This is a genomic window from Halodesulfovibrio sp., assembly GCF_025210605.1.
Lineage (GTDB): Bacteria > Desulfobacterota > Desulfovibrionia > Desulfovibrionales > Desulfovibrionaceae > Halodesulfovibrio.
Genome location: NZ_JAOARI010000014.1, coordinates 1 through 26292 on the forward strand (window position 1 = coordinate 1; position 26292 = coordinate 26292).

17 protein-coding genes and 1 riboswitch are annotated in these 26292 nt (G+C 44.6%); of the genes, 11 read left to right on the top strand and 6 right to left on the bottom strand.

Features of this window, described 5'->3' with window-relative positions:
- Positions 1-268: 268 nt before the first annotated feature.
- From N4A56_RS05020 to N4A56_RS05030, 3 genes are all read right to left on the bottom strand, one after another.
- Complete coding sequence (locus tag N4A56_RS05020; RefSeq protein WP_295545466.1) at positions 269-1222, bottom strand: UDP-glucuronic acid decarboxylase family protein; 954 nt, start codon at positions 1220-1222, stop codon at positions 269-271.
- 282 nt (positions 1223-1504) lie between these two features.
- Positions 1505-3010: a uroporphyrinogen-III C-methyltransferase gene (gene cobA, locus N4A56_RS05025; protein WP_295545468.1), complete on the bottom strand. Its 1506-nt coding sequence runs from the start codon at positions 3008-3010 to the stop codon at positions 1505-1507.
- A 371-nt stretch (positions 3011-3381) separates the two neighbouring features.
- The gene (locus tag N4A56_RS05030; RefSeq protein WP_295545470.1) at positions 3382-6030 is read right to left on the bottom strand and encodes a valine--tRNA ligase; all 2649 of its coding nucleotides are present in this window, start codon (positions 6028-6030) and stop codon (positions 3382-3384) included.
- Between the two features lie 144 nt (positions 6031-6174).
- On the opposite strand from N4A56_RS05030, the gene N4A56_RS05035 reads away from it, so the two are divergent.
- The 6 genes from N4A56_RS05035 (at position 6175) to N4A56_RS05060 (ending at position 12638) form a co-directional block, all read left to right on the top strand.
- Positions 6175-7443: a BPL-N domain-containing protein gene (locus N4A56_RS05035; protein ID WP_295545473.1), complete on the top strand. Its 1269-nt coding sequence runs from the start codon at positions 6175-6177 to the stop codon at positions 7441-7443.
- 261 nt (positions 7444-7704) lie between these two features.
- Positions 7705-8397 carry a hypothetical protein gene (locus N4A56_RS05040; RefSeq protein ID WP_295545475.1) on the top strand — a complete coding sequence of 231 codons (693 nt, stop codon included), beginning with the start codon at positions 7705-7707 and terminating at the stop codon, positions 8395-8397.
- 282 nt (positions 8398-8679) lie between these two features.
- A complete protein-coding gene (locus N4A56_RS05045) occupies positions 8680-9138 on the top strand; it encodes an NfeD family protein (RefSeq protein WP_295545477.1) in 459 nt (152 codons plus the stop codon).
- Between the two features lies 1 nt (position 9139).
- Positions 9140-10063 carry a stomatin-like protein gene (locus N4A56_RS05050; protein WP_295545479.1) on the top strand — a complete coding sequence of 308 codons (924 nt, stop codon included), beginning with the start codon at positions 9140-9142 and terminating at the stop codon, positions 10061-10063.
- A 148-nt stretch (positions 10064-10211) separates the two neighbouring features.
- A complete protein-coding gene (gene tgt / locus N4A56_RS05055; RefSeq protein WP_293671163.1) occupies positions 10212-11336 on the top strand; it encodes a tRNA guanosine(34) transglycosylase Tgt in 1125 nt (374 codons plus the stop codon).
- Positions 11337-11649: 313 nt separating this feature from the next.
- Positions 11650-11746, top strand: a riboswitch (glycine riboswitch).
- A gap of 493 nt (positions 11747-12239) precedes the next feature.
- Positions 12240-12638, top strand: coding sequence for a hypothetical protein (locus tag N4A56_RS05060; RefSeq protein ID WP_293671161.1), 399 nt, complete (start codon positions 12240-12242; stop codon positions 12636-12638).
- A gap of 185 nt (positions 12639-12823) precedes the next feature.
- On the opposite strand, the gene N4A56_RS05065 is transcribed toward N4A56_RS05060, so the two are convergent.
- Together N4A56_RS05065 and N4A56_RS05070 are read right to left on the bottom strand one after the other, a co-directional pair.
- Entirely contained in the window at positions 12824-14842 is a 2019-nt protein-coding gene (locus tag N4A56_RS05065; RefSeq protein WP_295545482.1) for a methyl-accepting chemotaxis protein, read from the bottom strand.
- Between the two features lie 9 nt (positions 14843-14851).
- Positions 14852-15301, bottom strand: a complete 450-nt coding sequence (locus N4A56_RS05070) for a multiheme c-type cytochrome (RefSeq protein WP_293671158.1) — start codon at positions 15299-15301, stop codon at positions 14852-14854.
- 694 nt (positions 15302-15995) lie between these two features.
- On the opposite strand from N4A56_RS05070, the gene N4A56_RS05075 reads away from it, so the two are divergent.
- The 5 genes from N4A56_RS05075 (at position 15996) to N4A56_RS05095 (ending at position 22773) form a co-directional block, all read left to right on the top strand.
- Positions 15996-17126 carry an AAA family ATPase gene (locus N4A56_RS05075; RefSeq protein ID WP_293671155.1) on the top strand — a complete coding sequence of 377 codons (1131 nt, stop codon included), beginning with the start codon at positions 15996-15998 and terminating at the stop codon, positions 17124-17126.
- Between the two features lie 556 nt (positions 17127-17682).
- Positions 17683-18546: a YitT family protein gene (locus N4A56_RS05080; protein ID WP_295545485.1), complete on the top strand. Its 864-nt coding sequence runs from the start codon at positions 17683-17685 to the stop codon at positions 18544-18546.
- A gap of 533 nt (positions 18547-19079) precedes the next feature.
- Positions 19080-19475 (top strand): metalloregulator ArsR/SmtB family transcription factor, encoded by a 396-nt coding sequence (locus N4A56_RS05085; RefSeq protein WP_295545487.1) that lies wholly within the window; start codon positions 19080-19082, stop codon positions 19473-19475.
- On the top strand, positions 19465-19911 hold the full coding sequence (locus N4A56_RS05090; protein ID WP_295545489.1) for an arsenate reductase ArsC: 447 nt from the start codon (positions 19465-19467) through the stop codon (positions 19909-19911). Before N4A56_RS05085 ends, N4A56_RS05090 begins: the two co-directional genes overlap by 11 nt.
- A 459-nt stretch (positions 19912-20370) precedes the next feature.
- Positions 20371-22773: an acetate--CoA ligase family protein gene (locus N4A56_RS05095; protein ID WP_295545491.1), complete on the top strand. Its 2403-nt coding sequence runs from the start codon at positions 20371-20373 to the stop codon at positions 22771-22773.
- Between the two features lie 1025 nt (positions 22774-23798).
- On the opposite strand, the gene ptsP is transcribed toward N4A56_RS05095, so the two are convergent.
- On the bottom strand, positions 23799-26291 hold the full coding sequence (gene ptsP / locus N4A56_RS05100) for a phosphoenolpyruvate--protein phosphotransferase (protein ID WP_295545492.1): 2493 nt from the start codon (positions 26289-26291) through the stop codon (positions 23799-23801).
- Position 26292: the final 1 nt, after the last annotated feature.

Genomic DNA, 26292 nt, shown 5'->3' on the forward strand with positions numbered 1-26292 from the left:
ATATTACTTTGAGCCAAGTGAAAGAGGCGGTTGCTTTAATAAACAACCGCCCCAAAAAGAAACTAGGTTTCAGGACAACCATCGAGTTTTTAACTGAACTCGGAATATATCAACTGTTAAGTTTGACGTGACAATCTGCGTCAAGAAGGTTCTTTGGTCGCAGAAGGCACATTGGAACGAAACGTTGGAAATTTTTCTTCGAGAAAGGTTCTTGAAGCCCGCGGCAGCGCCGTCGGAGACCTCTTTATGCATCATCTGCATCTACGCGCTATTCTTTTTTGCTTTTGAAGTACTCTATAGTTTTGCGTAATCCTTCTTCCAGCGTAGTTGTTGGTGTCCAATTAAGCTTTTCTCGTGCCAGCGATATATCCGGCATGCGCTGTCTCGGATCATCATGAGGAAGAGATTTAAATTGCAGCACAGAATGAGAACCAGTCAGACTAATAATGTGCTCGGCGAGTTCTCTAATTGTCATCTCGTGAGGATTCCCCAAATTTACCGGTCCGGCAAAATCATCTTCTGTTCTATCCATCAGACGAATAATGCCTTCCACAAGATCATCAACAAAGCAAAAAGAGCGAGTCTGCGTTCCATCGCCATAAATGGTTACTGGTTCTTCCTTCAACGCTTGAATAATAAAATTTGAAACCACACGCCCATCGTGGGGATGCATATAAGGACCATACGTATTGAACAGACGGGCTACCTTAATGCGGACATTGTATTGGCGCTGGTAATCGAAGAATAGAGTTTCCGCACACCGCTTACCTTCGTCATAACAGGAGCGCACTCCCTTAGGGTTTACTTTCCCCCAGTAATCTTCTGTTTGCGGGTGTACTTCAGGGTCACCATAGACTTCCGAGGTTGAAGCCTGAAAAATTTTTGCGCCAGTCCGTTTGGCAAGTCCCAGCATGTTGATAGAGCCATGCACACTTGTTTTTACAGTCTGCACGGGGTCATACTGATAATGCACTGGTGATGCGGGACATGCCAGATTGTATATTTCATCAACTTCCACATAGAGTGGAAAGGTAATATCGTGTCGAAGCAATTCAAAATACGGTTCTTCCAGTAACTGGACTATATTTTCTTTTGTTCCTGTAAAAAAGTTATCGACGCATACTACTTCGCACTGTTTTTCCAACAGCCGTTTGCATAAATGAGCACCTAGAAAACCTGCTCCACCAGTTACCAACACTCGTTTTCGCGGTGTAAATGTCACGCTTACTCCCTCGCTAAAACATATGAATTTTTCAATATGATTTCAGCTGACTAGAGTAATAAGTCTCAACACGTAATTCTTTGATAAGTTACACAAAAAAAGAGGAAAGAGCATTTGCTCTATCCTCTTTTCAATTTCTAAGTATCCGACTAAACATTCACAAAGTTCAACGGCGCATGTGTCACACCACCGCCTGTTATGAACGTTTAGTTACGCCGAAAAACTTTTGAATATCTTTGCTGAAAAATTAGGCGTAAACGCCTGTGCTCCAGCCCGTCTACTCTATAGCTTTTCTACTAAGTCATCTACAAGCGCAGGAATGGTGTAATCTTCCGGCTGGATATCCGGTGTAAAACCAAACTGCTCAAGAGTTTTTGTCGTAATAGGACCAATGGAAGCAAGCTTCACCTTATCACGGTGTTCTTTAACGAGATCAGGTGAAACAAGATCAAAGAAGTTTTCCACGGTAGAAGAAGAACCAAAGGTTACGCAAGAAAGCTCGCCACTCTTAATAAGTTCGAGCACTTCGTCACGCTGTTCGCCAGCTGGTTTTGTTTCGTATACTGGAAGAACAGTAACCTGTGCGCCAGCTTTGCGGAGTTCTTCAGGAAGCACTTCACGAGCAACTTTAGCACGTGGAAGCAAAATCTTGCTGCCGTCCATGCCGCGCTCGATAAGTCCTTTTACAACACCCTCTGCAACGTATTTTTCTGGAACAAAATCAGGCTCGATGCCTTTTTCGCGCAGAATATCAGCTGTTGCAGGACCGATTGCAGCAATCTTGCTAGTGCCAAGAGCACGAGTATCGAGTCCCATCTCTGCAAGCTGAAGCCAGAAGTGTTTTACACCGTTAACAGAGGTGAAGATAACCCACTCGTATTCGTTGATGGATTTAATCGCAGAATGTACTTCGCTGTAGTCAGCAAGCGGGTCAATTTTAATAGTCGGGAACTGAATAACGTTTGCGCCAAGCTTAGTAAGGGATTTAGCCATACCACTTGCCTGCTCGCGTGCACGAGTAACAACAACGCCTTTGCCGCGCAACGGCAGCTGCTCAAACCAGTTCAGCTCATCACGAAGCTTAACAACATTACCCACAACAATAAGGGAAGGAGAAGTAAAGCCCTGCCTTACGCCTTCTTCAGGAAGAGTTGCGATTGTAGCAGTCATAGAACGGTGCTTAGCCGTGGTTCCCCAGTGCACGAGGGCTGCCGGAGTATCAGGGTTCATACCGTTTTCAATGAGCTGCTTGGAAATATGTGGCAAGTTCTTCATGCCCATAAAGAACACGAGAGTAGATGTGCCGGTAGCAAGAGACTTCCAGTTATGAGAGGAACCCGGTTTGTCAGGGTTTTCATGGCCGGTAATGAAGGAAACAGATGAAGCGTAGTCACGGTGTGTGAGTGGAATACCAGCGTATGCAGGGCCTGCAATAGCAGAGGTAATACCCGGAACTTCTTCAAATGGAACACCAGCTGCGAGCAACTCCTGCGCTTCTTCGCCGCCACGACCGAACATGTACGGATCGCCGCCTTTCAGACGTGCAACAGATTTGCCTTCTTTCGCTTTGTCCACGATAAGCTGGTTGATGCCTTCCTGACTCAATGTATGGTCGCCGCCTTTTTTACCTACGTAGATAATTTCGGCTTCAGGCTTTGCGTAAGAAAGAAATTCAGCATTCGCAAGGTAGTCATATACAATAACATCTGCTGTGCTGAGAATATCACGGCCTTTGATTGTCAGCAGGCCGGGATCGCCCGGACCAGCACCGATAAGGTAAACTTTCATCATTCCTCCGGTAATAATCAGGAACCGGAGTATCCTCCGGTTCCCTGATAATAACTTTATCTGTACCCATAAGCAGTTTTTATTTTTGCCTCCGGCGGGCAGGGCTCTGCCCCTGCACCCCGCAAGGGGGAGCCCCCCTTGACCGGCATTATTTATTCTGTCTTAAACAGAATAACTCGGTAGACTTGAATAAAAACTCCCACCCTGCTGCTAATTAATTTTCTGTAAGCCGCGATTGCAGCTAACACGAAAAAGCACCATCGCTAACAGGGGGTGCAGGGGGAATTATTTCCCCTGCCCGTCGGAGACAAAAGCGCCGCAGGCATAAGCCTTACTTAAACTTTCGCCCCTTACAGGATCATAGTCCGTTGCTAGCCCATTGCGTCAACAAGACGCTTCTGAAGCTTCAGCAGCTTTTGCTGAGTATCTTCAAGTTCGGCAGCGCGAGCTTTTTCTTTTTCAACGATAGCAGCCGGAGCGTTGTTAACGAAGCTTTCGTTACGCAGCTTACCGGAAGCCTGCTTGAGATCTTTTTCAACTTTGCCAAGCTCTTTATCGAGTCGTGCAAGTTCGTCTTCAAAGTTTACGAGACCTTCAAGAGGTACGATAACTTCGTTGCCCTGAACTACGCTGGAAGCAGAAGCTTTCGGTGCTTCAACATCTGCGCCGAGTTCAACGTTGTTAAGACGTGCAAGCGCCTGCATTACTTCCATTGCATCTTCGTACAGTGCTTTAGCTTCATCAGAAGCGGTACGGATAAGCACATTAAGGCGAGTCTGCGGAGCAACATTCAGTTCTGCTTTGATGGTACGTACTGCAACAATTGTTTCCTGAATGAGAGTCATTGCTGCTTCTGCATCATTATCTTCACATGCAGGGCGCATTTCTGGGTACAATTCTGTCGCAATATCTTTGTTTTCGATACCCGGCAGCACGCTCCACACCTGTGCGGTGATGAATGGCATAATCGGGTGAAGAATAACCATCATTTCCTGCAATACAGTCCACAGAACAAACTGTGCTTTTTCTGCACGTTCGCCACCTGCACGCATGTCAGGCTTAATAAGCTCAAGGTACCAGTCGCAGAACTCGTTCCAGATAAACTTGTACATGATCTGTGCAGATTCGTTGAAATGGTAACTTGTGATGGCGTTATCCATATCTTTCTTCACAGACTCAAGACGGGAAAGAATCCAACGGTGATGTACGCCGTCAATTTCATCGAAAGCGAAAGTCTTAGGCTTTTCTTCCGGCAGGTTCATCAGCGCGAAACGAGCTGCGTTCCAAATTTTGTTGCAGAAGTTACGGTAACCGTCGATGCGCTGCTCAGACAATTTAATGTCGCGACCCATTGCTGCAAAAGAAGTAAGGGTAAAGCGCAGGGAGTCACAACCGTATTTGTCGATCATTTCTACAGGGTCAATTACGTTACCTGTAGATTTAGACATCTTCTTCCCTTTTTCGTCACGCACAAGAGCATGGATGTACACATGATGGAACGGAACTTCGTCCATAAAGTGCAGCCCCATCATCATCATACGAGCAACCCAGAAGAACAGAATATCAAAACCGGTAACAAGTACGGAAGTCGGGTAGAAGGTATCCAGCTCTTTTGTTTTGTCAGGCCAGCCCATAGTAGAGAAAGGCCACAGCGCAGAAGAGAACCATGTATCAAGAACGTCTTCGTCCTGCACAATGTTTGTAGAACCACACTTACAGGAAGTCGGGTCTTCTGTTGCAACGATAAGCTCGCCGCAATCCTGACATGTCCATGCCGGAATACGGTGTCCCCACCAAATTTGACGGGAGATGCACCAGTCGCGGATATTATCAAGCCAGTGGTTGTAGGTCTTGATCCATGATTCTGGGAAAATCTGTGTGAGTTCCGGCACTGCTGCGCGAGCACGCGGAGCAAGCTTTGTCATTGCCACGAACCACTGAGTAGATACGAACGGCTCAACAATAGTTTTACAACGGTAACAGTGACCAACACTGTGCTCGTGTTCTTCGATGCGGTCGAGGTATCCGCCTGCTTTAAGCTCTTCAAGAATTTTTACACGAGCTTCAACACAGGTAAGACCTGCGTAATCACCGGTGTCTTCAGTAAGCGTACCGTCTTCATTGAGGATATTCATAACCTCAAGACCGTGCTTACGACCGAGTTCCCAGTCATTATGGTCATGTGCAGGGGTAACTTTCAGACAACCTGTACCGAATTCGATATCTACGTAGCGGTCACCGATAATTTCAAGTTCGCGTCCAACCAGTGGGAGAATTGCTTTTTTACCGATGAGATGGCTGAAGCGCTCGTCATCAGGGTTAACAGCAATAGCGGTATCCGCAAGCATGGTTTCTGGACGGGTAGTTGCGATAATAAGATCGCCGGAACCTTCTGCGAGAGGATATTTAATGTAGTGCAGTGCCCCCGGTTCATTAGCGTGATCTACTTCATCATCCGCAAGAGCGGTGTGACAACGCGGACACCAGTTAATGATGTAGTCGCCTTTGTAAATCAAACCCTGCTCGTGCAGTTCAACAAAAACTTTACGAACAGCTTTGGAAAGACCTTCATCCATAGTGAAGCGTTCACGGGTCCAGTCAACGGATGCACCCATTTTACGAACCTGATTAAGAATACGGCTACCGTACTCTTCACGCCAGTCCCATACACGCTCTACAAATTTTTCGCGACCAAGGTCATGACGACCTAAGCCTTCTGTAGCAAGCTTGCGCTCTACAACGTTCTGAGTAGCAATACCAGCATGGTCAGTACCCGGAACCCATAATACTTTTTTGCCTTTCTGACGCTGGTAGCGACAGAGAATATCCTGCAAAGTCAGGTTCAGAGCGTGCCCCATATGCAACGCACCGGTGACGTTTGGCGGCGGAATGACAATAGAATACGCCTCACCCTCGGCATCCATATCCGGTGTGAACACGTTGTTTTCTTCCCAGTGCTTTCGCCACTGGTCTTCAACCGTTTGAGATTCATACCCCTTAGAAAGAGCGTTTTCCGCCATACTGCTACTCCAGATTCGTTATTGTATTCAGGCTGGTAACAACCTGTTAAGTCTGTTTTTGGTAATTATTTGCACTCGCTGCCCTCGCTTGATAGAGTGCACTTCCACGACTGCAAAAAAGTCAGATTAATTAGCGGAAGGACAATGTCAAGCATCTATATATTATGGGACGAATCCCACCTATGGGGTTTACTCGTCTGGCGGGCACTGGAAGCAATGAAGCTTCCATACTGCATTGTGCGGGGAGAAGAAATAGCGCAGGGATTACTTTCTTGCAACCCACCAGCCTTACTCCTTACTCCCGGCGGTAACGCCAGATTAAAAGCGGAGGCTCTCGGTTCAAAAGGAATCGAAGAAATTCGCAACTATATTGCAAGAGGCGGAAAATATTTAGGCTTCTGCGGTGGTGCAGGACTGGGGCTTACCGGAAAAAACGGGCTGGACCTTTGCCCGTGGGAACGCGCAAAGTTTACCAACCGCTTACAGCACTTTGTTAGCGGACATCTGCATTCTTCTCTCGGTACCAATCTTTCGCACTCTGGCGATCTTATTCCTGATAATTTTTCAGAAAATCCAGCACTTCCTGTATGGTGGCCAGCCAGATTTTCTCCTAAAGAAAATACAGATGTCGAAATCTTAGCGAGCTACGCAACCCCCGGTAATGATTTCTGGATTGCAGACTTACCGCTAAGCACACTGCCTCCGGGGACATTCAACGAGTGGGAAGACCTGTATGGCATTAAGTTGCGCCCAGAGTTTCTGGAAGGTCAACCATGTGTCATCACAGGTAACTATGGTGAAGGACGCTATGTACTGAGTTATACGCATCTTGAAACACCAAATTCTCCTGAAGCAAATGCATGGCTTGCTCACATTATTAATGCACTCACTGAAGGCACCGTAACGGCAAAGCAGACTCTGGTGACAGACTGGCATCCTGCAACAGAACTCCCACTGTGGACAGATGAAAAGCTGCTTGAAGCGAAAGGAATATTCGACGACATCGTAACAATTGGCAAAAACCATTGTCTTTTCTTTGCCAGAAACTCATGGCTCATCGGTTGGCGTGCAGGTATTCCCGGAGCAAATCTGAATAACTTGTATAATGGACTCTGCTCCGCTGTTTCCATGCAACCGACTCCAGCAGCTGAAGAGTACTGGGCATCTGTTTCTGAAAAATTTATGCACGATTTGCATTTATTTTATGAAGGTGTGAAAGGCTATTTATTAGCAGAGCGGCTTGCGATGACGTTGTCCAAAACATTTCCAGAGACAGTTTCCACCGAATCACTTCGTAACCAGAGGACGGCATTATTTGGCCCTCCAATGGCAAGTGGCGGTCTGTACCTCGAGCTTCTTCATGTTCTCGACACATTAGTATACCTGTTACTGCCACATACTACTGCATCGTAAGAAACTATACATACTCATAACGTACTGTTATACAGAATCAACATTGTTATACAAAGCTCATACTATTGCAACTAGTCAATAGTATGGGCTTTTTTTATTACAACAACGTATCTCTACCATAACACGTTCCAATTGTTAGAAAGAGTAGAGAGCATCACTTCCGTATACATAGTATTCTTTTCGTAAATCCTTGCTGCAAAACTCTCGTACTTATATTGTACTAAATGAGAACGACACACACTTGGCAAGGAGTCTCTTTCCGTGAAAAAGATTTTCTTATTAATGCTGCTCGCTGGAGTAATATCCTGCGGTATCAGCTCGTATACCACTGTATCTATTAACCCTATTTTAAAGAAAACAGTGCATTACTTTGGACCTAGAGTAATGGGGGCAAAAGTACAGTTGGAAGATGCCAAACTTTCAACGCTCTCCGGTTACGGTTCAATCCATAACGTATACCTTGCCAACCCTGCTGGCTTTCCTCGCGGACATTGTATTCAAATTGGAGAAATTGATGTCGACATGCTTCCTTCCTCCATCGGGACAGGCACTATCGTCATTAACAATCTCACCATCAAAGCGATGGATATCGCCTTTATTGTGCAGCGCGATGGAAACAACTTCGATCAGCTCCTTAGAAACTTACGAAGCAAAATACCAGAACCTCGCGTCTATCCACCAAATCCTAATGATAAAATTGATTACTCACAGATCATTGGCAACCGCTATATCATTAAAAATATTCATATTATTACGCCTTCTGTAAGCGGATCGATGCCAAAACCGCAGCGGGCAAACTTCAGTGTAATTATGGACGACATGCACATTAAAAATATTGGGGAGCCGGAAAATGGTGTTCCATTCCTCGTAGCAGTTGAGCAAATTTTAGCAAAAATTGAAGACAAAATGCATTATGCTGTTCTGGAGAGTTACGTTCTGTACAAAGATCGCTAAACGACCATTACACGATCTTGCACGCCTGCATCCCCCGCCAGTAAATCTGTGCGGGGGCTTTTGTTATAAATAACTGCATTACGCTTTGTTTAAAAAGTAGAACTCTCATATTATCCTTCTACGAAATTTTAGCACGTAGTACATGCAGTAAAATCATACGTTTTTTGTACTATTATCGCATAACAATACGTTTTTTCTATTTACTATCAATTTTTACAGTGATATCCCCCCTGAACATCGTAGCAATAATACTTTGAACCTATACTATGGGAAATTTATACAATGACTAACCTGAACTTTGATGCAGATACTATCTGGTTATTTTGGCTCGCTCTGGCAGTCATCTTTTTTCTTATAGAATTATTCACACCAACATTCATCACTGTTTTTTTCGCTGCCGGTGCATTAATTGCCGGTGGTGCTGCATTGCTCGAATTTTCCATAACATCACAAGTAATCACCTTTGTTGTCGCATCGATCACTCTACTGATTCTTTTACGCAAAAAAATGCCTAAGATTTTCAGTCAGGATGCAGAGCAAAACAAAGCTGAAGAAGATACTTCGGTAAACGCAAATGCAACAGTTGTTGAAGCTATATCAAGCACAGCAGCAGGTCGCATAAAATATCAGGGCACGTTCTGGAATGCCGAATCGACAGAAGATATTCCTTCTGGTGCTATCGTTCGGATTGTTTCTAGAAAAGAATCAGACCCCAATACATTCATTGTTATAAAGGATTAACATGACCAGTCTTATTACCTCTATTGTTATTGCCGCACTTGTACTCATTACACTCGTCAAAACAGCGGTTGTTGTTCCTCAAAGAAGCTCCTACGTAATTGAACGTCTGGGTAAGTACTCTAAAACTCTTGATGCAGGTTTGCATATCCTCATTCCTTTTGTGGATAAAATCGCGTACCGCCGCTCAACTAAAGAAGAAATTCTTAACATTGCTTCACAGTCCTGCATCACTAGCGATAACGTAGTCGTAGAAATCGACGGCGTTCTGTACATTCAGGTGCAGGATGTTATGAAGTCCTGCTACGGAGTAAACGACTACTACCTTGCAGCAAGCCAGCTGGCACAGACTTCCCTGCGCTCTGCTATCGGTAGAATCAGTCTTGATAAAACATTCGAAGAACGCGACAGCATCAACGCTGCTGTTGTAGGTGCAGTTGATGAAGCAGCACGCGAATGGGGTATTAAAGTTATGCGTTACGAAATTCAGGATATTACTCCTCCTGAATCTGTTATGCATGCGATGGAACAACAGATGAAAGCTGAACGTGAAAAACGTGCAGAAATTGCAAGCTCTGAAGGTGACCGTCAGTCCCGCATCAACCGTGCTGAAGGTTACAAACAGGAAGCAATTGAACTTTCTGAAGGTGAAAAACAGAAGAAAATCAACGAAGCTAGCGGTCACGCACAGGAAATTCTTCTCATTGCTGAAGCTACCTCCAAAGGTATTTCCCTTATTGCAGACGCTATGGCTGCACCTGGTGGTAAAGAAGCTGCACAGCTTAAAGTTGCTGAACAGTTCATCAGCGAATTTGGTAAAATGGCTGAAAAATCCAATACCATGATCGTTCCTGCCGATATGGCAAACGTTGGTGGAATGGTTGCTTCCGCCACAGAAATTTTGAACAAAGTCAAAGTTCAACAATAAGTTTCTGTACATCAAAACGTATAAGGCTGTTTCTGGTTTATTCCAGAAACAGCCTTTTCTTTTCAGTGTGATATTTCACTATATTGTATTGTTTTTTTGATGCACGTTTTGGGATGACTTTACATGTCCTCCTGAGTATAGTGCCGCCATGGCAAACATCGGAGAATTTACATTACACGCAACGGACGGAGCTGCCCGTACAGGCGAACTGCAAACTGCGCACGGCGTAGTGCAGACGCCTATCTTTATGCCTGTGGGCACGGTAGGCAGCGTTAAGGGCATTGCTCCTGACGATTTGAATGATATCGGCGCTGAGATTATTCTCGGCAATACCTACCACTTGTACCTTCGTCCGGGCGATGAACTTGTTGCCCGTCGTGGCGGTCTGCAAAAGTTCAATTCCTGGAATAAACCAATCCTCACGGATAGCGGTGGTTTTCAGGTCTTCAGCCTAAGTGATTTACGAAAAATCAAAGAAGAAGGCGTAACCTTCCGCTCCCATCTTGACGGTTCTAAGCATCTTTTCACACCGGAAAAAGTTATCCAGATTCAGCGTAATCTGAATTCTGACATTATGATGGTGCTTGATGAGTGCGTCGGCTTCGGTGCAGATAAAGCATACACAGCCCGCTCTCTTGAAATGACCACTCGATGGGCACTGCGTTGTCGAGAAGAATACCCTCGTGGAGCTGGAGACAACTTGCTCTTCGCTATCACACAGGGTGGTTTCTTCAAAGACTTGCGCGAGCGCTCCATTGCACAGCTGACTTCTGAAGACTTCGACGGCTTTGCGCTGGGTGGTTTATCAGTTGGCGAAAGCAAAGAGAAAATGATGGAAATTCTCTATCACTCTGCGCCACTGCTTCCAAAAGACAAGCCACGTTACCTTATGGGAGTTGGTACACCACTTGATATCATCAACGGTATCAACGCCGGTATCGATATGTTCGACTGTGTACTTCCTACACGAAACGCCCGTAACGGCACGTTGTACACCTCTTTCGGCAAAATCAATATTAAACGCAAAGAGTATGCAGAAGACGACGGACCACTTGATCCTAATTGCAACTGCTACACTTGCCGCAACTTCTCCCGTGCGTATCTGCGCCACCTTTACCAAGCAAAAGAACTGCTGTCTTTCCGCTTGAACTCTATTCATAACCTTACCTACTTCCTCGACACAGTTCGCGGTGCACGTAAGGCAATTCATGAAGGTACATTTGCAGAGTACAAAAAGTCCTACGAGGCTATTTACCCTAACGAAGTGATCTAAGTACGAACAATACGTATAGCTATTTGGCACCAACCTGCCTGTAGCACCATGTAGAATCACACCGCCCTGTTATACAAAAGCAGGGCGGTTTTTATTTTTATTCTGACAAAACTGCATTGTATTTTTGCTTTGTATGAATTTACAACTTCTGTGGTGTATTTTTTATTGCGTTTTATAGTTAGCCACGGTAAAAAGTGTCTGCCTCAACATATGGACCTCGGTTGAAGACAGCAGGAGAGACCGCCTTTTTTGCTTTAGTAAAAAAGAAACGGCGCCGAAGATGTAACTCTTTCAGGCAAAAGGACTGCTGCTCGGACGAGCCTCTGGAGAGACTCCGCAAGGAGCACCGAAGGAGCAAACTGCTTTCCCAGTGCAGTGAAACTCTCAGGTAAAAGGACAGAGTGGACCCCATAAAACCAATATTGCGTTTTACCGTCCTCTTTTTCTTTTTTTCCAGTCATACCGTTTTTCATGCAGGCACCTTTGCGGAGCTGCTTTTCGTGCGTCTTTACGCCAGCAGTGAGCACACTGGGATTTTTTGCATACGCTTGTAATCGCCTTGCGCGATACATATATAGGGGAATATAGATTCCCCTCCTGACTGGTTTGTTGTTGTGGTTGCGATGCGCCGGAGCTTGTAGTTCCGGCGCATCTGCATTTTTATAGCCATATTAGCTCCTCCCTTTATTCCAGCCAGTTCCGCATCTTCTCTTTTGATTATATTTTATATCTCCACACGGCAGAAACATTATCATTGCTGTACCAGCATAAAAAACGCACTACACTAATCATAGTACTATTTTTTTGTTGCACAAACTAACGTGTTAGCTTGTTTACTTGTACAATTTTTCTGCCGTTACCTGCACAGCAAAATATAAAATTATATCTTCACAGGAGCTTACGATGCAAACAGTTTCCTTAAAAAGAAATGGTAAAGAAAACCTGACATTTACTGGCGAATTGCTTGTGAGCCTTGATGACAGAGAGTTAATGGGCGTAACGCCCAACTGGTGGGAACTGAAGCTGTACAAAACTACAATTGGCAAATTCATTCTCTCGTCTACGTTCCACATAAACTATCCAAGCAGACGGACGCTGCATGGAGCACTGAGCTTTTCCGAAGCAGAACATGTACAGCATTACCTTGTGAATGAATGCAACGGACCGACCAAAATCGCAGATGAATTCATCAACAGGGCAGCCAAGCGCGATAACGCTTTTCAAGCTCTGCTGAATACTCAGAAAGGTAGCTCTTCCTACAAGCAGCCAACAATCAGACCATTCACGTCGAAGGCGTTGTAGCATATATACACAAAGAGGGATGAGCATTTGCCCATCCCTCTTAATTTCTATTTGCAGGTGCCTATATGTCACCGCTTACACCTTATCATCAAACAAAGTTTGTACTTTCGAGACACCGTAAACAGTGCTTCTTGTCGATGCAGAGATGCATACTTACCCAAACGCATTGACACAGCTACTCACAACTATGATCGCATATTGTCAATAATGCCATTCAAGTCTTGAGCAAGCTGAGCAACTGATTCTACAGCAGCCGTAGATTCAGTCATTGCAGCTGCTGTTTGTTCCGAAATGTCATTAATAACATTCACAGAACAGCTTATTTGTTCACTCGCCGCAGACTGCTCTTCAGAAGCTGCTGCAATAGCGCGCACCTGATCGGCGGTCGCTTCTACCATCCCAAGAATAGCTTTCAAAGCCTCACCGGAACGAACAGCAAGCTCAGTCGAATCACCAACAAGGACTACTGCCTTTTCGGTTGCTTCCACATTCTGATTCGTACTTGCTTGAATAGCACTAACGTATTCAACAACTTCACGGGTTGCGCTCATTGTTTTTTCCGCAAGTTTGCGTACTTCATCAGCTACAACAGCAAAACCGCGTCCTGCTTCACCGGCACGAGCTGCCTCAATGGCAGCATTCAACGCCAACAGGTTTGTCTGGTCGGCAATATCTTCAATCACTGTGATTATTTGTCCAATACCATCTGCCCTTGTTCCAAGCACATCCATTTCTTTTTTCAATGTCTGCGCCTGTTGGGCAACTGCATGGATTTTGTTCACAGCCTGCTCGACTATGTCGCCGCCTTCAGCTGCTTTTTCCTGTGTTTCAGCAGCTAACTCTGCGGCATCTGACGCATTGCGCGCAACTTCCAGAACTGAAGCGTTCATCTGAGTCATAGCACTGGCAGACTCACCAGTCAGTCGTTGCTGTTCATCAGCACCATTGCTGGACTGACGAACCTGTGCAGCAAGTTCTTCTGAAGCAGATGAAACCTGCTCGGAAATTGTGCGTGCAGATTCTGCTGCATGCGTGATTTTGTCGTTCTGCTCTTCAACGCGACGCTGCTGGGTTCGCATCGCTGTCATGTCTGTAATCATCACAAATACACCAAGCATCTTACCATCGAGGTCATAAATTGGTGCTGCATCAAATACCAGAACCAGTTCATCGCCAGCAAAATTCTGCAAACGGGCTTCATTACCCGTTGATGGCTGATGTGACGCCATAACATCTTGAATAATATTATCGCAGCATGGGTCATTCACAATAAACTCAGAAACAGGAACACCCTTATAATCCGCAGGTGAACCAGCAATTCCCATAAGGTCAATTGCTTCCTGATTTGTTGACGTCAGCTTGCGGTCAGCATCACAGATTACTATTGGAGCTGTCATGCCGCGCAGCACACCCTTAGAAAACCCAAGTTCAATTTTCAGCTTTTCAACCATTGAGCCTAAGTTTCTGGAAAGGTCGCCCAGTTCATCCGCACTATTCACAACAAAATCTGCGTGAAAATCACCGTTTGTAATTGAATTTGATGCAACAGTAATTTTTTCAATAGGCTTAATAACAACCTTACGAATGAAGAACATGACGCTCAATACAAGGATGATAAATCCTGCAAAAGAAATTGCCATATTATCAAACATTTGCGTCTGAATTGTCCCCATGGTTCCAGTAATATCTTTTGCAATTACAAGCTGCCCTAGGATAGGTTTAGACGCACCATGACAGTGCCTGCAAGAAGGGGAATTGGCGATGGACACAACCCGGATAAACACAGGGCTATCACCACCACTTACGATTAAATTCTCTTTAATAGGATTTTCAAGTGCCCGTCTCGACAAACCGGAAAACCCTTCTACTGGTACCATTGAGGCAATCTGCTTATCAATGGAAGTCTCTTTTGTTGAATACGTAATCTCACCTGCATAGTCAGCAAGATGAATTTCCATGCTTGGATATTTCTCGTGAAAACGGTGAAATTCCTCTGTTGTGCCTTCGTCATCACCGATAATCATCGGACGTTCAATAACTTCCTGCACTAGTTGAGAAGTTTGTGTTAAAGACTCACTCAACTGCACCAGCATTGCCTGCCGCTGAAGATATGTTGAAGTTCCAATAAGGATAGAAAACACTGCAAACGAAATGACAGCAATCAAAATACTGATTTTGCCACCTAACGAAGCCTTCATTGCCATGCCATCCTCCTAATGTGCACCACTGGATACAAGTGGTTTAAATCCAAAAGTATTAATTCGTGTTGGGCTGTGACATACAACACATTCTTTTGGATCAGGCTTTCGCCGAATCAGGTCTGGTTCACCTGCTTCTGCATGTGCCGCACCAGGTCCATGACAGGACTCACATCCTACATCAGATAATTCAGGTGTCTCTTCGTAACTGACAAATCCTCCTTTGTTATACCCTGTGGTATGACATTCGTAGCATTCCTGTTGCTCAGCTTTTGTAAGCTTAGGCGCCATAACTGCAACACTATCCCAAGACTTTGCTTTCTTGGAATATTGCATAAAGCGCCCGTATTCCTCCTCATGACATTCACTACATGCAGCAGACCCCACATACTTTGCTGCAAGTGTAATGCATGGAACACACAGAACTAACCCAAGAGCAATTATCAAAACTCTTTGGCTTTGCATATTTTTTCTCCTTTTTGAAAGAGCATAAACGCGCACCCCTGCGCGCTCGCCCGAACGCTCTTCACAGCAATTGCCATGCACTCCAGTCAATTAAGCGAAGTGCGTAAACCTCCATCGGCTTTTATTGATTATTCTTTATTTTTTAAAAGCTTAACGAACAATAAACGTTCATTGTTTTTAAAAACCTCTATTTATTGCCCATCCAACATGCTTTTTTAATTCGATAAAATCAACATCAATAACAAAAAAAGTAATAATATTATATTAAAAGTATATCACTGCATACTAACAGAAATACAAATCTACTTTCACAATGCATCTACATAGCAAGAATATACTTTTTTCAATATCATATGTTCTTTCCACGCTCACATATTACACTGCTGGTAGAGTGAAAAAACTCCTCTTCATTAATTTTTACGTAAAAATACAACACTCATATTTTTTGAGGTTTGCATAATGATTAGCGATTACAAAGCATCAAATGTCCGCATATTACGAAATGTTTTATTGGTTATACTCTGCATAACATTCCTCATCGGTGCATGGCGGATTTTAATCGATACAAATTCAGATAAAATACCTGAAGCTCAAAAAGTTTTTAAAGAAGAAAAAAATCTAGAAAAGTAATTTAGCAATAGTATTTGCCCGAGACACCTCATGCTTGCAGCATGATGAGCCAGCGGAGGAATTAATGCCCACAATTGAAGAAGCTCTGTATATAAAACTTGAAGCCATTGACCCTACTATTGCAGGTGCCTTGCACAACATGCTCTGCGACATTCCTTTTACGCATCTGGTCAACACACTCCAACTCACAAAGCCCGAAGTACTTATTATTGGCTGCACAACATACTCAGAAGAAATTACAGAACGAATAATAGAAGCAAAACGCCACAAATACGGTGCTGTGTACGTTTGTGCATCACAATACACTGATACGAATAAACATGAGGCATTAGTCGCTGGTGCTCGAGATTTTTTCAGCTACCCTCTCAGCAAACTCATCCTGCAACGGGCATTACAGGATTACCTGACGAATCGACCTGTGGACACAAGCAAAACCAGCCGCCCCAAAGTTATTGCACTCATGGGAGCACGCGGCGGTTCCGGCACAACCTCTGTCACTGTAAACCTTGCAGCTTGTTTCGCAAAAGACGGTACAAGAGTCGGGTTACTAGACTTTTCGAGACCATATGGAGATGTGGCAACATTTCTTAATACGCCGTCTAAACGTGATAGACGGCATGCTGCCAGAGACATAGGGTTAATGAATGCATCATTTATGAAAAGTGCCATGTATCATCACAGCAGTGGAATACTGGCGCTCGTAGCACCAGAAGTAACTATGGGAACAGGGAGTGTGGTTCCGGAAACTGTCTCCGCAATGTTGCTTGCAGCGGCAGATGCGTTTGAAATAATAGTTATAGATATGGGCAGTCGTGTTGATGCCGCCCTCTATCGGGTGATGGAAATGGCAGATGCAAGCTTACTGGTCGCTATGCCTACCAAGCCCTGCATGGGGAGTGCAAAACGATTTGTTCAAACCATCACTTCCGGTGGCTTTGAAAATTTCTGCAAACTTTCTCTGGTTCTTACGGGATGTGTTTCCGGCAATACTCTCTCGAAATTTGAAATCGAAAAGACCATCGGCGTAAATTGCATTATCTGCTTACCAGAAGATCAAAAAGGGACATTTATTGCGATAAATGACGGCACGCCATACTGCCATCTTTATCCAGAATCTCCCCTTACAAGCAGCTTAAAAGAATTGGCAGCACATTTAGAGCAGCATGAATGCCCGAATGAAAAATCCAAAGTGTAAGAGCATATTACAGGTAGTTCTCAATACGCTGCTTGATCCTCGGCAAATTAAGGCATATTCTTTTTTTGGTGATAGAAATATGTTCTGCAAAGCTAGTACAGGAAACTGCTTTCATCACGTAACATATTCATTTAATTACCGTAAAACCAAAAATATATTTTTTTCTGGACGCCATTAGCAATATCAGATAAACACCTCGCATTCAGGTCGGGTAGCGGTCAAGCTGCACCCGTTTTCTTAATTTTTAACCAAGGCTTTTGTATGCAGAATACTCATACCGCAACTAGTCAACGAACACTTTCTTGTTTGGAAAGTACTTTTGCGCGCGTATTCCATGAGCCTTGGACTACTCGCGAAGGCGTGCAGCTATAGCACGCTGCTAAAATTATTGTACCACTAAGGCTCGGAACTTGCGTTCGAGCCTTTTTTTTTGATTTTATTTTACACCCCTATGCGATGTTGTTTTGCAAAAGGGTAACGTTACAGGCGCACAGAATATCCTGAAACCGGCCTTACCGGAGCACAATCTAAGCTGTAAAACACAAGGAAAGCCACAATGCAGTTTAACCGTCATGCTCTTGCCTACTCCCTTCCGTGGAATATTTTTCTTCTCACTACCGGTGCACTAATTTTTGTCATTGGCTACAATGGCATTGCAGCGCACCACAGCTTTATCCCTGCTGGGCTGTATGGGTTTGCAGTTTTTGCAAACTACTCCAACGATGTACTCACCATCTCGCAATGGTATTTACTTTTTAACATTCCTATTTTCATTCTCGCATGGCGAGGAGTCGGAAGACGTTTCTTTTTTCTTAATATGTACTGCATGTTGCTGGTTACAATTCTGTCCCAATACTTAACACTCAACCTGCACATTCAGGACAAACTGCTCGGTGCCATTGCTGCCGGTGTAATTATGGGAATGGGCGGCGGAATAATACTCCGATCATTTGGTGCAGGCGGCGGTTTCGATGTTTTAGCAGTCATTTTGAACCGTAAATTCGGTGTGCGCATCGGTGTTTTTTACTTCGTTATCAACCTGATACTCATGGGGCTTATTGCGATACAGTTTGATGCTGATCTGGTTGTTACCACGCTGATTATGCTCTTCATCAGTTCATATATAACTGAATACGCACTGTCCGTGTTCAACCAGAAAAAAGCAGTGCGCATCATATCCTATCGAAACGATGAAATTATCATGAAAATGCGACACGCTAAGCGCCTCAATGGAACTCTGGTTCATGGAACCGGATCATATTCCGGCAAAGAAGTAGGCATGCTGTTTTGCATTACAGATAACATCCGCATGAAGCAGTTGGAATCTCTTGTATTTGATACTGATCCAAACGCAATTTTTGTTGTTGAAAATACATTCTCCGTAATCGGCTCTAACTTCGCACCACGAAAACTCTATTAGCTGTTACCATTTTCTCAACAGCACATTTTTTAGCTAAAAACAAAACCCGTCAGAAAAGTTCACTTTCTGACGGGTTTTGTTTTTCCGCGTAAATTTGAACCACTCCGTCCTCTTGACGGTTTCTGAATCATCTGGTGCTGTACAGTTATCAAACTCTGGAGGAGTAATGCACAAAAAGCACATTCACCTACTTGTCACGACCCTATTACTTGTATCCATGTGTACAGGATGCGCTGTTAAAGCCCGCGGCAATCATAGAATCGAGCATACTATTAAAAAAGTATCATCACTACGTAGCGTTCCTTGCTAAATTGTTTTCTACTGAAAAGGTCATGCTGCCAGTAAGTACCCAATAAAAATAACTACGCAGAAAGAACTATATTTCACTATCGTGACTACCTTTGCTTTTTTATACTATGTAAACAACATTGTGTTACCTACATACTCATGTCCATGTAGCCCGCACATTCTTGACACACACGTAAAACGCTTTATTTAGCACAACAACTAAACAAGTTGATTCTGGAAATCACATGCAAAAGCTCACTCAAACACTAAAGGCACTATCAGACCAAAACAGACTTCGCATAATCGTCACACTTATGAAGTATGATGAATTATGCGCCTGCCAATTTACGCAGTTGCTCGGCATTGCTGGAGCCACTGTTTCAAGGCATCTAAGCGTTCTACACAATGCAGAACTCGTACAATTCAGAAAAGAAGGGCGATGGATATTTTATAAATTAGGAGCAGGCATTGCATATGCGCAGCCTGTTTTAGACTGGATTAATGACAAGGCAGAAACATGCCCTGAGCTACAGGCTGACCTTGCTGAACTGAAAAAAATTCTAGCCTGCGCCCCTGAAGATATCTCCCGCAAACAGCGTAGCGGCTCTGCCGCTAAAAACAGGAATCACAATGAAGACTAAATTGAATATCCTTTTTTTATGCACTGGAAACTCCTGCCGGAGTCAAATGGCAGAAGGATGGGCACGACACCTTAAAGGCGATATTTTGAACGCCTATTCCGCAGGTATTGAGACGCATGGTCTTAATCCGAACGCCGTTGCAGTCATGAAAGAAGCAGGCGTAGATATTTCATCGCATACGTCACAACTTCTTTCTGAATACGATGACATTGCGTTCGATGCTGTTGTCACCGTCTGCGGACATGCACACGAAACCTGCCCATATTTTCCAGGCAATGCCAAGGTGGTGCATGTAGGATTCCCTGATCCGCCTGCCCAAGCAAAAGAACTTGCAGCACAAGGCGCATCAGCCGAAGAGCAATTGAATTGCTATCGAGCAGTGCGCGACGCAATCAAGGAATATATAGCAACCCTTCCTGAATCGTTGGGGCTGTAAATCAATTTCCTTTTTTCATTAACGAACTTCACAGATTTGTCTTTTTTGACGCAAATTTTGTACTTTGTAACACAAATGACACACGGATTAGATATTTTATAATTGTCATTAGCTGACAATAGGGTGACAGCAACTCTATCCTCTGTCTTTGATGGGTGGTCCAGCAACTACCACACCTCGAGACAACTGATCGGAGCAGGAAACCTCTCTCTCCCTGCTCCGATCATTTTTTTATTAAGCACCCCGCACGCTCCCCCCGTATTCTTCCCTGCACATTGCTAGTCTCACTAGCTCTACGCGCATGCAATGCGTAAAAACAGCGTACGACAAGCATCTAGCCTGTTGCAATCGCACCGACAGTTTTCCACATAGTCGAAAAGAAAAACACACCGAAGACAAAAGCTTCAAAAGTTCGTACAGTTATTCTCCAACCGAATTTTTTTCTTAAGCGAGATGGCTATGAACACATTAATTGATTTCGATAAAATTACACAGCTATTTGCTGCCGCTGATACAGAAAACAGAGATTTTTTGTACGAATATGAAGTGTACAACTTACTTGCAAATTCAGGTGCAGAAACACCGCCAATTGCAAACCTTCTACCACGCGGTGCTCGCTTTTCAGATGAAGAGCTTATGGCTATCCCCGGCGAAAAAGCTGTACTCAAAATCGTATCTCCTACCATTATTCATAAAACAGAAGTAGGTGGAGTACGCATTGTTGAAAAACACCCTTCAAAAATTCGTTCAGCAGTACGCGGCATGCAGTATGAAGTGCCTGAAAACTACGCTGCCTACATCGAACGCCATCCCGACCATGCACCAGAATCCTACAAAGGATTAAAAGGTGATGCGCTTATCAAAGCAATCAGCCGAGATCTCAAAGGGGTGCTGCAAGTACAGTTTATGCCACCAGACTCCAGTGCATTTGGTAACGAACTGATTGTTGGGCTTCGCCATACTCGCGAATTCGGCATGGTTATCAGTGCAGGTCTAGGTGGAACAGATACAGAGCTCTATGCAGAGCGCTTCCGCAAAGGGCAGGCTATCGTGGCGGCATCTACAGAATTAGTCGACGGGGAATCTTTCTTTGAACTTTTCCGCAAGACTATTTCATATCGCAAACTCGCAGGGTTAACTCGCGGACAACGACGCATTGTTACTGATGAGCAGCTTATCGAATGCTTCAGTTCGTTTATTGAAATGGGACGCTTCTACTCTCCATCCAACACTGAAGCACCATTTATTATTGAAGAACTTGAAATAAACCCGTTTGCTTTTACTGACTACCTTATGGTTCCGCTGGATGGCATGTGCCGCTTTGGTAAAGCTGAAAAACTTGCGGCTCCACGTCCTATCCACAAAATTCATAACCTGCTGCATCCTGAGCGCATAGGCATTATTGGTGTTTCTGCTACCCGCCGTAACTTTGGACGAATAATTCTTGAAAACATTATTGCTGAAGGATTCGCCAAGGAGAACGTCACACTCATCCGCGATGGAATTGATGAAATTGACGGGGTACGCTGTGTTCCTAATCTCGCCAGCCTTGACCACAAACTAGACCTCTTTGTTGTTGCTGTTTCCGCTGCACAAGTGCCACAACTTGTGGATGAAATCATCGAGCTTGATGCCGCCCAGAGCGTCATGCTTATCCCCGGAGGCATAGGTGAAACAGAAGGCAGCCAGAAAGAAGCTGCGGAACTCATTGCAAAAATAGATGCCGCACACACACGAAACGACGGTGGGCCGGTATTTCTTGGTGCTAACTGCATGGGTGTAGTTTCACACCCCGGTTCCTATGACACATGGTTCATTCCTGAAGAAAAATTACCCAAAAACCGTACTGCAACGCCGCATCGAGCCGCACTTATAAGCCAGAGCGGAGCTTTCATGCTGCACAGATGCAGCCAGAAGCCGGAATTACATCCGAATTATATGATCTCAATGGGCAACCAGACAGACCTTACACTTGGTGATATGGTTCGCTACTTTAAAGACGCTGATGATGTTGATGTAATTGCCGTATACGCTGAAGGATTTAGTGATCTCGACGGACTGGAATTTTGCAAAGCTGTTCGTGAGGCTATTCTGAATGGCAAGGAAGTTGTGTTTTACAAAGCTGGTCGCACACCGGAAGGAAAAACTGCTACCAGTGGACATACGGCATCTCTTGCTGGCGATTACATGGTATGCGAAAGCTGTGTGCGCCAAGCTGGAGCACTCGTAGCCCGAACTTTTCAGGAATTTCAAGACCTGTTCCTGCTTGCAGAGATGCTGCATGATAAAAATATTGCTGGAAACCGCCTCGCTGCTGTCAGTGGTGCCGGTTTTGAGGCTGTGGGTATGGCAGACTCCATACATTCCGATGATTTTCAAATGGATCTTGCAGCGTTCAGTGCAGAGACAAAACAAACGATTGCAACCATGCTTGAAGCCAACAAGCTGCAATCCCTTGTTACGATTCAAAATCCGCTTGACCTCACACCAAGCGCAAACGACACACTCCATGCTCAAGCAGTGACAACGCTCGCTACTGATACCGCTGTAGATTCTGTGATAGTTGGACTTGATCCACTTTCACCAGCTATGCACACTTTGGCAGAACCGACGTTACCAGTGTTTTCAATAGAAGATGAACACTCTATTGCAAAATTACTTGTAGAAGCGGCACAAGCATCAAACAAGCCAATCATCGGTGTTATTGATGGTGGTAGACTCTATGACCCGTTACGTGACCACTTTTTACTGCATAATGTACCTGTTTTTCCTGTGTGTGACAGAGCCGTGGCTGCTCTTGCCCTTTACTCTGAAGCACGACTGCGTGTTGAAGAAATACGGGCAACAAATGAGCATTTTTAGTCTCACGTAGTCATTACTTTCATACGTGTGAAATACTCATAAAAAACAATAGAACATCATCTTATTATCACTTTGTGCCAAATAGTGATGATGTTTACTCTTGTGGAATGAATTTACTCTGTGTGCAATAAAGACGTATTGAATGTCTTGGCGTTGTTCCGGTCACAATCGTGCTAACCCCACGATGGTACCTCCCCCAGAGATGAATTCTTTCAGATTAAGTGTAATTCTTCCCTAATAAAATTCCAGAACTTACCCCACGCTTTTATAGACAACCAAGACAGAGAAACCCCACCTGGCAGCAAGTGGGGTTTTTCTATTCTCTGCCCTTGCTTACTTTTGTTGCAAGCACTACACCTTTCCACAGAAACACCTTCTTTTCCGGTAAGATTAGCCGCAGTATATATTACATTATACTAACAAGTTAACCGCTCTCATCACAGAGAATCCTTTGGAATATGGTTCAAGATATGCTACCGTCTAGGGCGTGTTTTAAAATTATGCGCAAAGAGATGCTATGCAGCTCGTTCTCCTTACAAGGCAAAAATAAAAACACCTTGAATACATCAGCAGTACGTCAGAACATATTTTTACTGATGGCGCTTCAAGGAATAGAAAAGAACAGCACCTAACAGGTGCAATGTAAAAGATGTCCAAGTACCTTAGCTATTTTTTATAATCTGGATGCACCCTAGTTTCTGTGCAGAAATCATCAAAAAACACCCTATGCTACAGCATGTAAGTATGCACGTTGTCTGTGTAGGCGTCCCATTCTTCTTCATAAGTACAGACGTGTCTTACTCACGGAAAAAGGCAGCCCTTCTTGCATGGGGCTGCCTTTGCTGCTTTTAAGTAACACACGGGGCGCTTGCCCTCTTCTCATTTATCTATCTGCTTTTTCTTAGCTTTTTTATTACTTCTTGTCCGTGTAACAAAGTATCCTGCAACAATAAGAAGCACCATCACTGCTATGGGAGCATATGTTTCAAAAACTGTGGCTGTCATACTATCCGTCACTTTTGTGTTTACGTTAACATACAACAGTGGAGCGAAATAAGAGTCTTCACGCTGCTGGCATCCGGCAGTTCCATTGCCTCTACTGCAATCTCTTTTGCATCAGACGTTACGATTGTGCGGATTAAGTCTTTTGTCTGTTCAATTGAGTTAGGTGCAACCGCAAGAGAATCTACCCCAAGTCCCACAAGCACGAATACAGCTTGGAGATTGCTGGTAACTTCTCCACCAACGCTCACAGGGATGCCTGCTTCGTGTGCTACTGCGATGATATCACGGATAATGCGAAGAATAGCAGGGTGCACTTCGTCATACTCTGTGCCTAAAACAGAATTTTTTGGATCATACACCATGACATATCGAGCGAGATCATCACCACCCAGTACAAAAAAGTCTGCTTCGCGTGCCAATTGGTCTGCAAGAAAAACAGCTGAAGGTACTTCGATAACCACCCCCACTTCTATGTTGGCAGCACAAGCAATATTTTCTTTTTTAAGCATTGCCCGAACTTCATTTATGATGCTGTGCACGTCTCTAAGCTCGGTAACTTGCGACACCATCGGTAACAACATCTTTAATGGATGGTCAGCAGCTACACGTAAAATTGCCTTAATTTGATGGAGAAATAATTCCTTATGGGCAAGGCTGAACCGTATTCCCCGCTTATCAAAACATGAATGTCGTTCGGCTGCATGCTGTTCCAGATACGGTAACTGGTTATCGCCGCCCAAATCAGCTGTCGCAATAACAAGCGGTTCACCTTTAAGTAATTCAGCCGCCTTGGTGTACACTTGTACCTGTTCTTCTTCTGACGGAGGAATAACCCGATTCAAATACAAATCTTCCGTTCGCAAAATAGCTATGCTGTCCGCACCGGACTCAAGTGCACCGGGGATTTCTTCAACGGATTTAGCATTCACCTCAACGCGCACTGTTTTACCATCACGAGTTACCGCAGGGGCTACTGTTTTTAAACGCACGTCCTGCACATGCTCATCCCATTGCGAACGTAGCATTTTTAGTTCATTTGTTTTAGCTGCATCCGGCGAAATCCACACCTCACCAGTCGCACCGTTTAAGCCGATAATATCACCATCTTGCAATGGCTCAAGAAGTTGATGAACACCTGCCACTGCTGGTATTTTCAATGCACGGGCAAACACTGCAACATGTGACGTTGCCCCGCCTTCCTGTGTTACAATGCCAAGCACGTTTTCCATATCAAGCTCAACCATATCTGATGGTCCAAGATCAGTTGCTACAAGAATGGAAGGCTCAGCAATCTCAGGTCCCACAAATTTTTCCCCAGTTAACGCACGCAGCACCCGTATTCCAACATCCAGAACATCTGCTGCCCTGCCCCGTACATATTCGTTCTGAAGAGTACGATATCGTTCCATTGTCTTGTCGATTGTTTCCGACCATGCCGCCTCCGCTGTGTATTTTGATTTAGTCATAAAATCATGTGCGGAGCATGTAATGTATGGATCATCCAACAGCATACTGTGCAATGCGAAAAACTCAGCCTCCTCTGCTGAGTCTGCACTACCGGACGCTTTATATTCCAAATCTGCCAGCTCGATACGCGCCATAGCAATGGCTTCTGCCAACCGAATCATTTCAACTTCTGAATCAGACGCAACAGTCTTCTCAACGGTTGGCAGCATCGGACGATACCAGACTATAGGACCAAGCGCTGTCCCCGGTGCAGCAGCAATGCCTCCTGCGGACATACTTGCATTCCGCAGGCTGTAGTCAGGCTTATCAACATCACCAAAATTTTCTTCTGCCAATGCAGTCAAGGCAGACAAGGCATCTTTGGCATCAACACCCACTGCCCGAAACTGAATGGTTTCTCCCTGTTGAACAGCCAGCATTGTTATCTGGTTCAACGAACGAGCACTGGCACTTTCTGTTTCCCGAATAAGCCACACATCTGCAACGTACCCTCCAAGCGTGCCCACAATGCGTGCAGCCGGACGTGCATGCAGCCCAAGTCTATTCGGGACTACAATCGAAATTTCTTCACTTTTTTCCCGTGCAGGCGGTGTCTCTTCTTCAACATGCGGACTCCGCGCATGTCCATTTGGTTCTTCCACTCCAAGTTGTTTCGCTTTTGCGCGCACAATAGTTTCAGCATCCTTAAGAACAGCTTCCATGTCTGCGCCTGCTGCTATCTGAATCGCTGCCGCCATAGCACCTTCAACAAGTGGTGCTGAACTCATGTAGACCTTTCTTTGTTGGTCCTCCGGTAATAAATCGATAGCTGTTTCAGCGCTTAAGATAGCACTCCCCAAATCCATAAGCACAAGAACACCGTCCCCCTGCTGCACTTGCTGAATGGCGCTGAGAACTTTAGCAGGGTCAGTTCCAATGGGATGTTCTTCATCATTACTTCCGGCAGCCAATGCCACAGGGACAGCACCCTGCGTAATCTGTTCGATTATACCATGAAGCCCTTCCGCCAAACGACGACAATGAGATACCAAAACAATACCGACCATA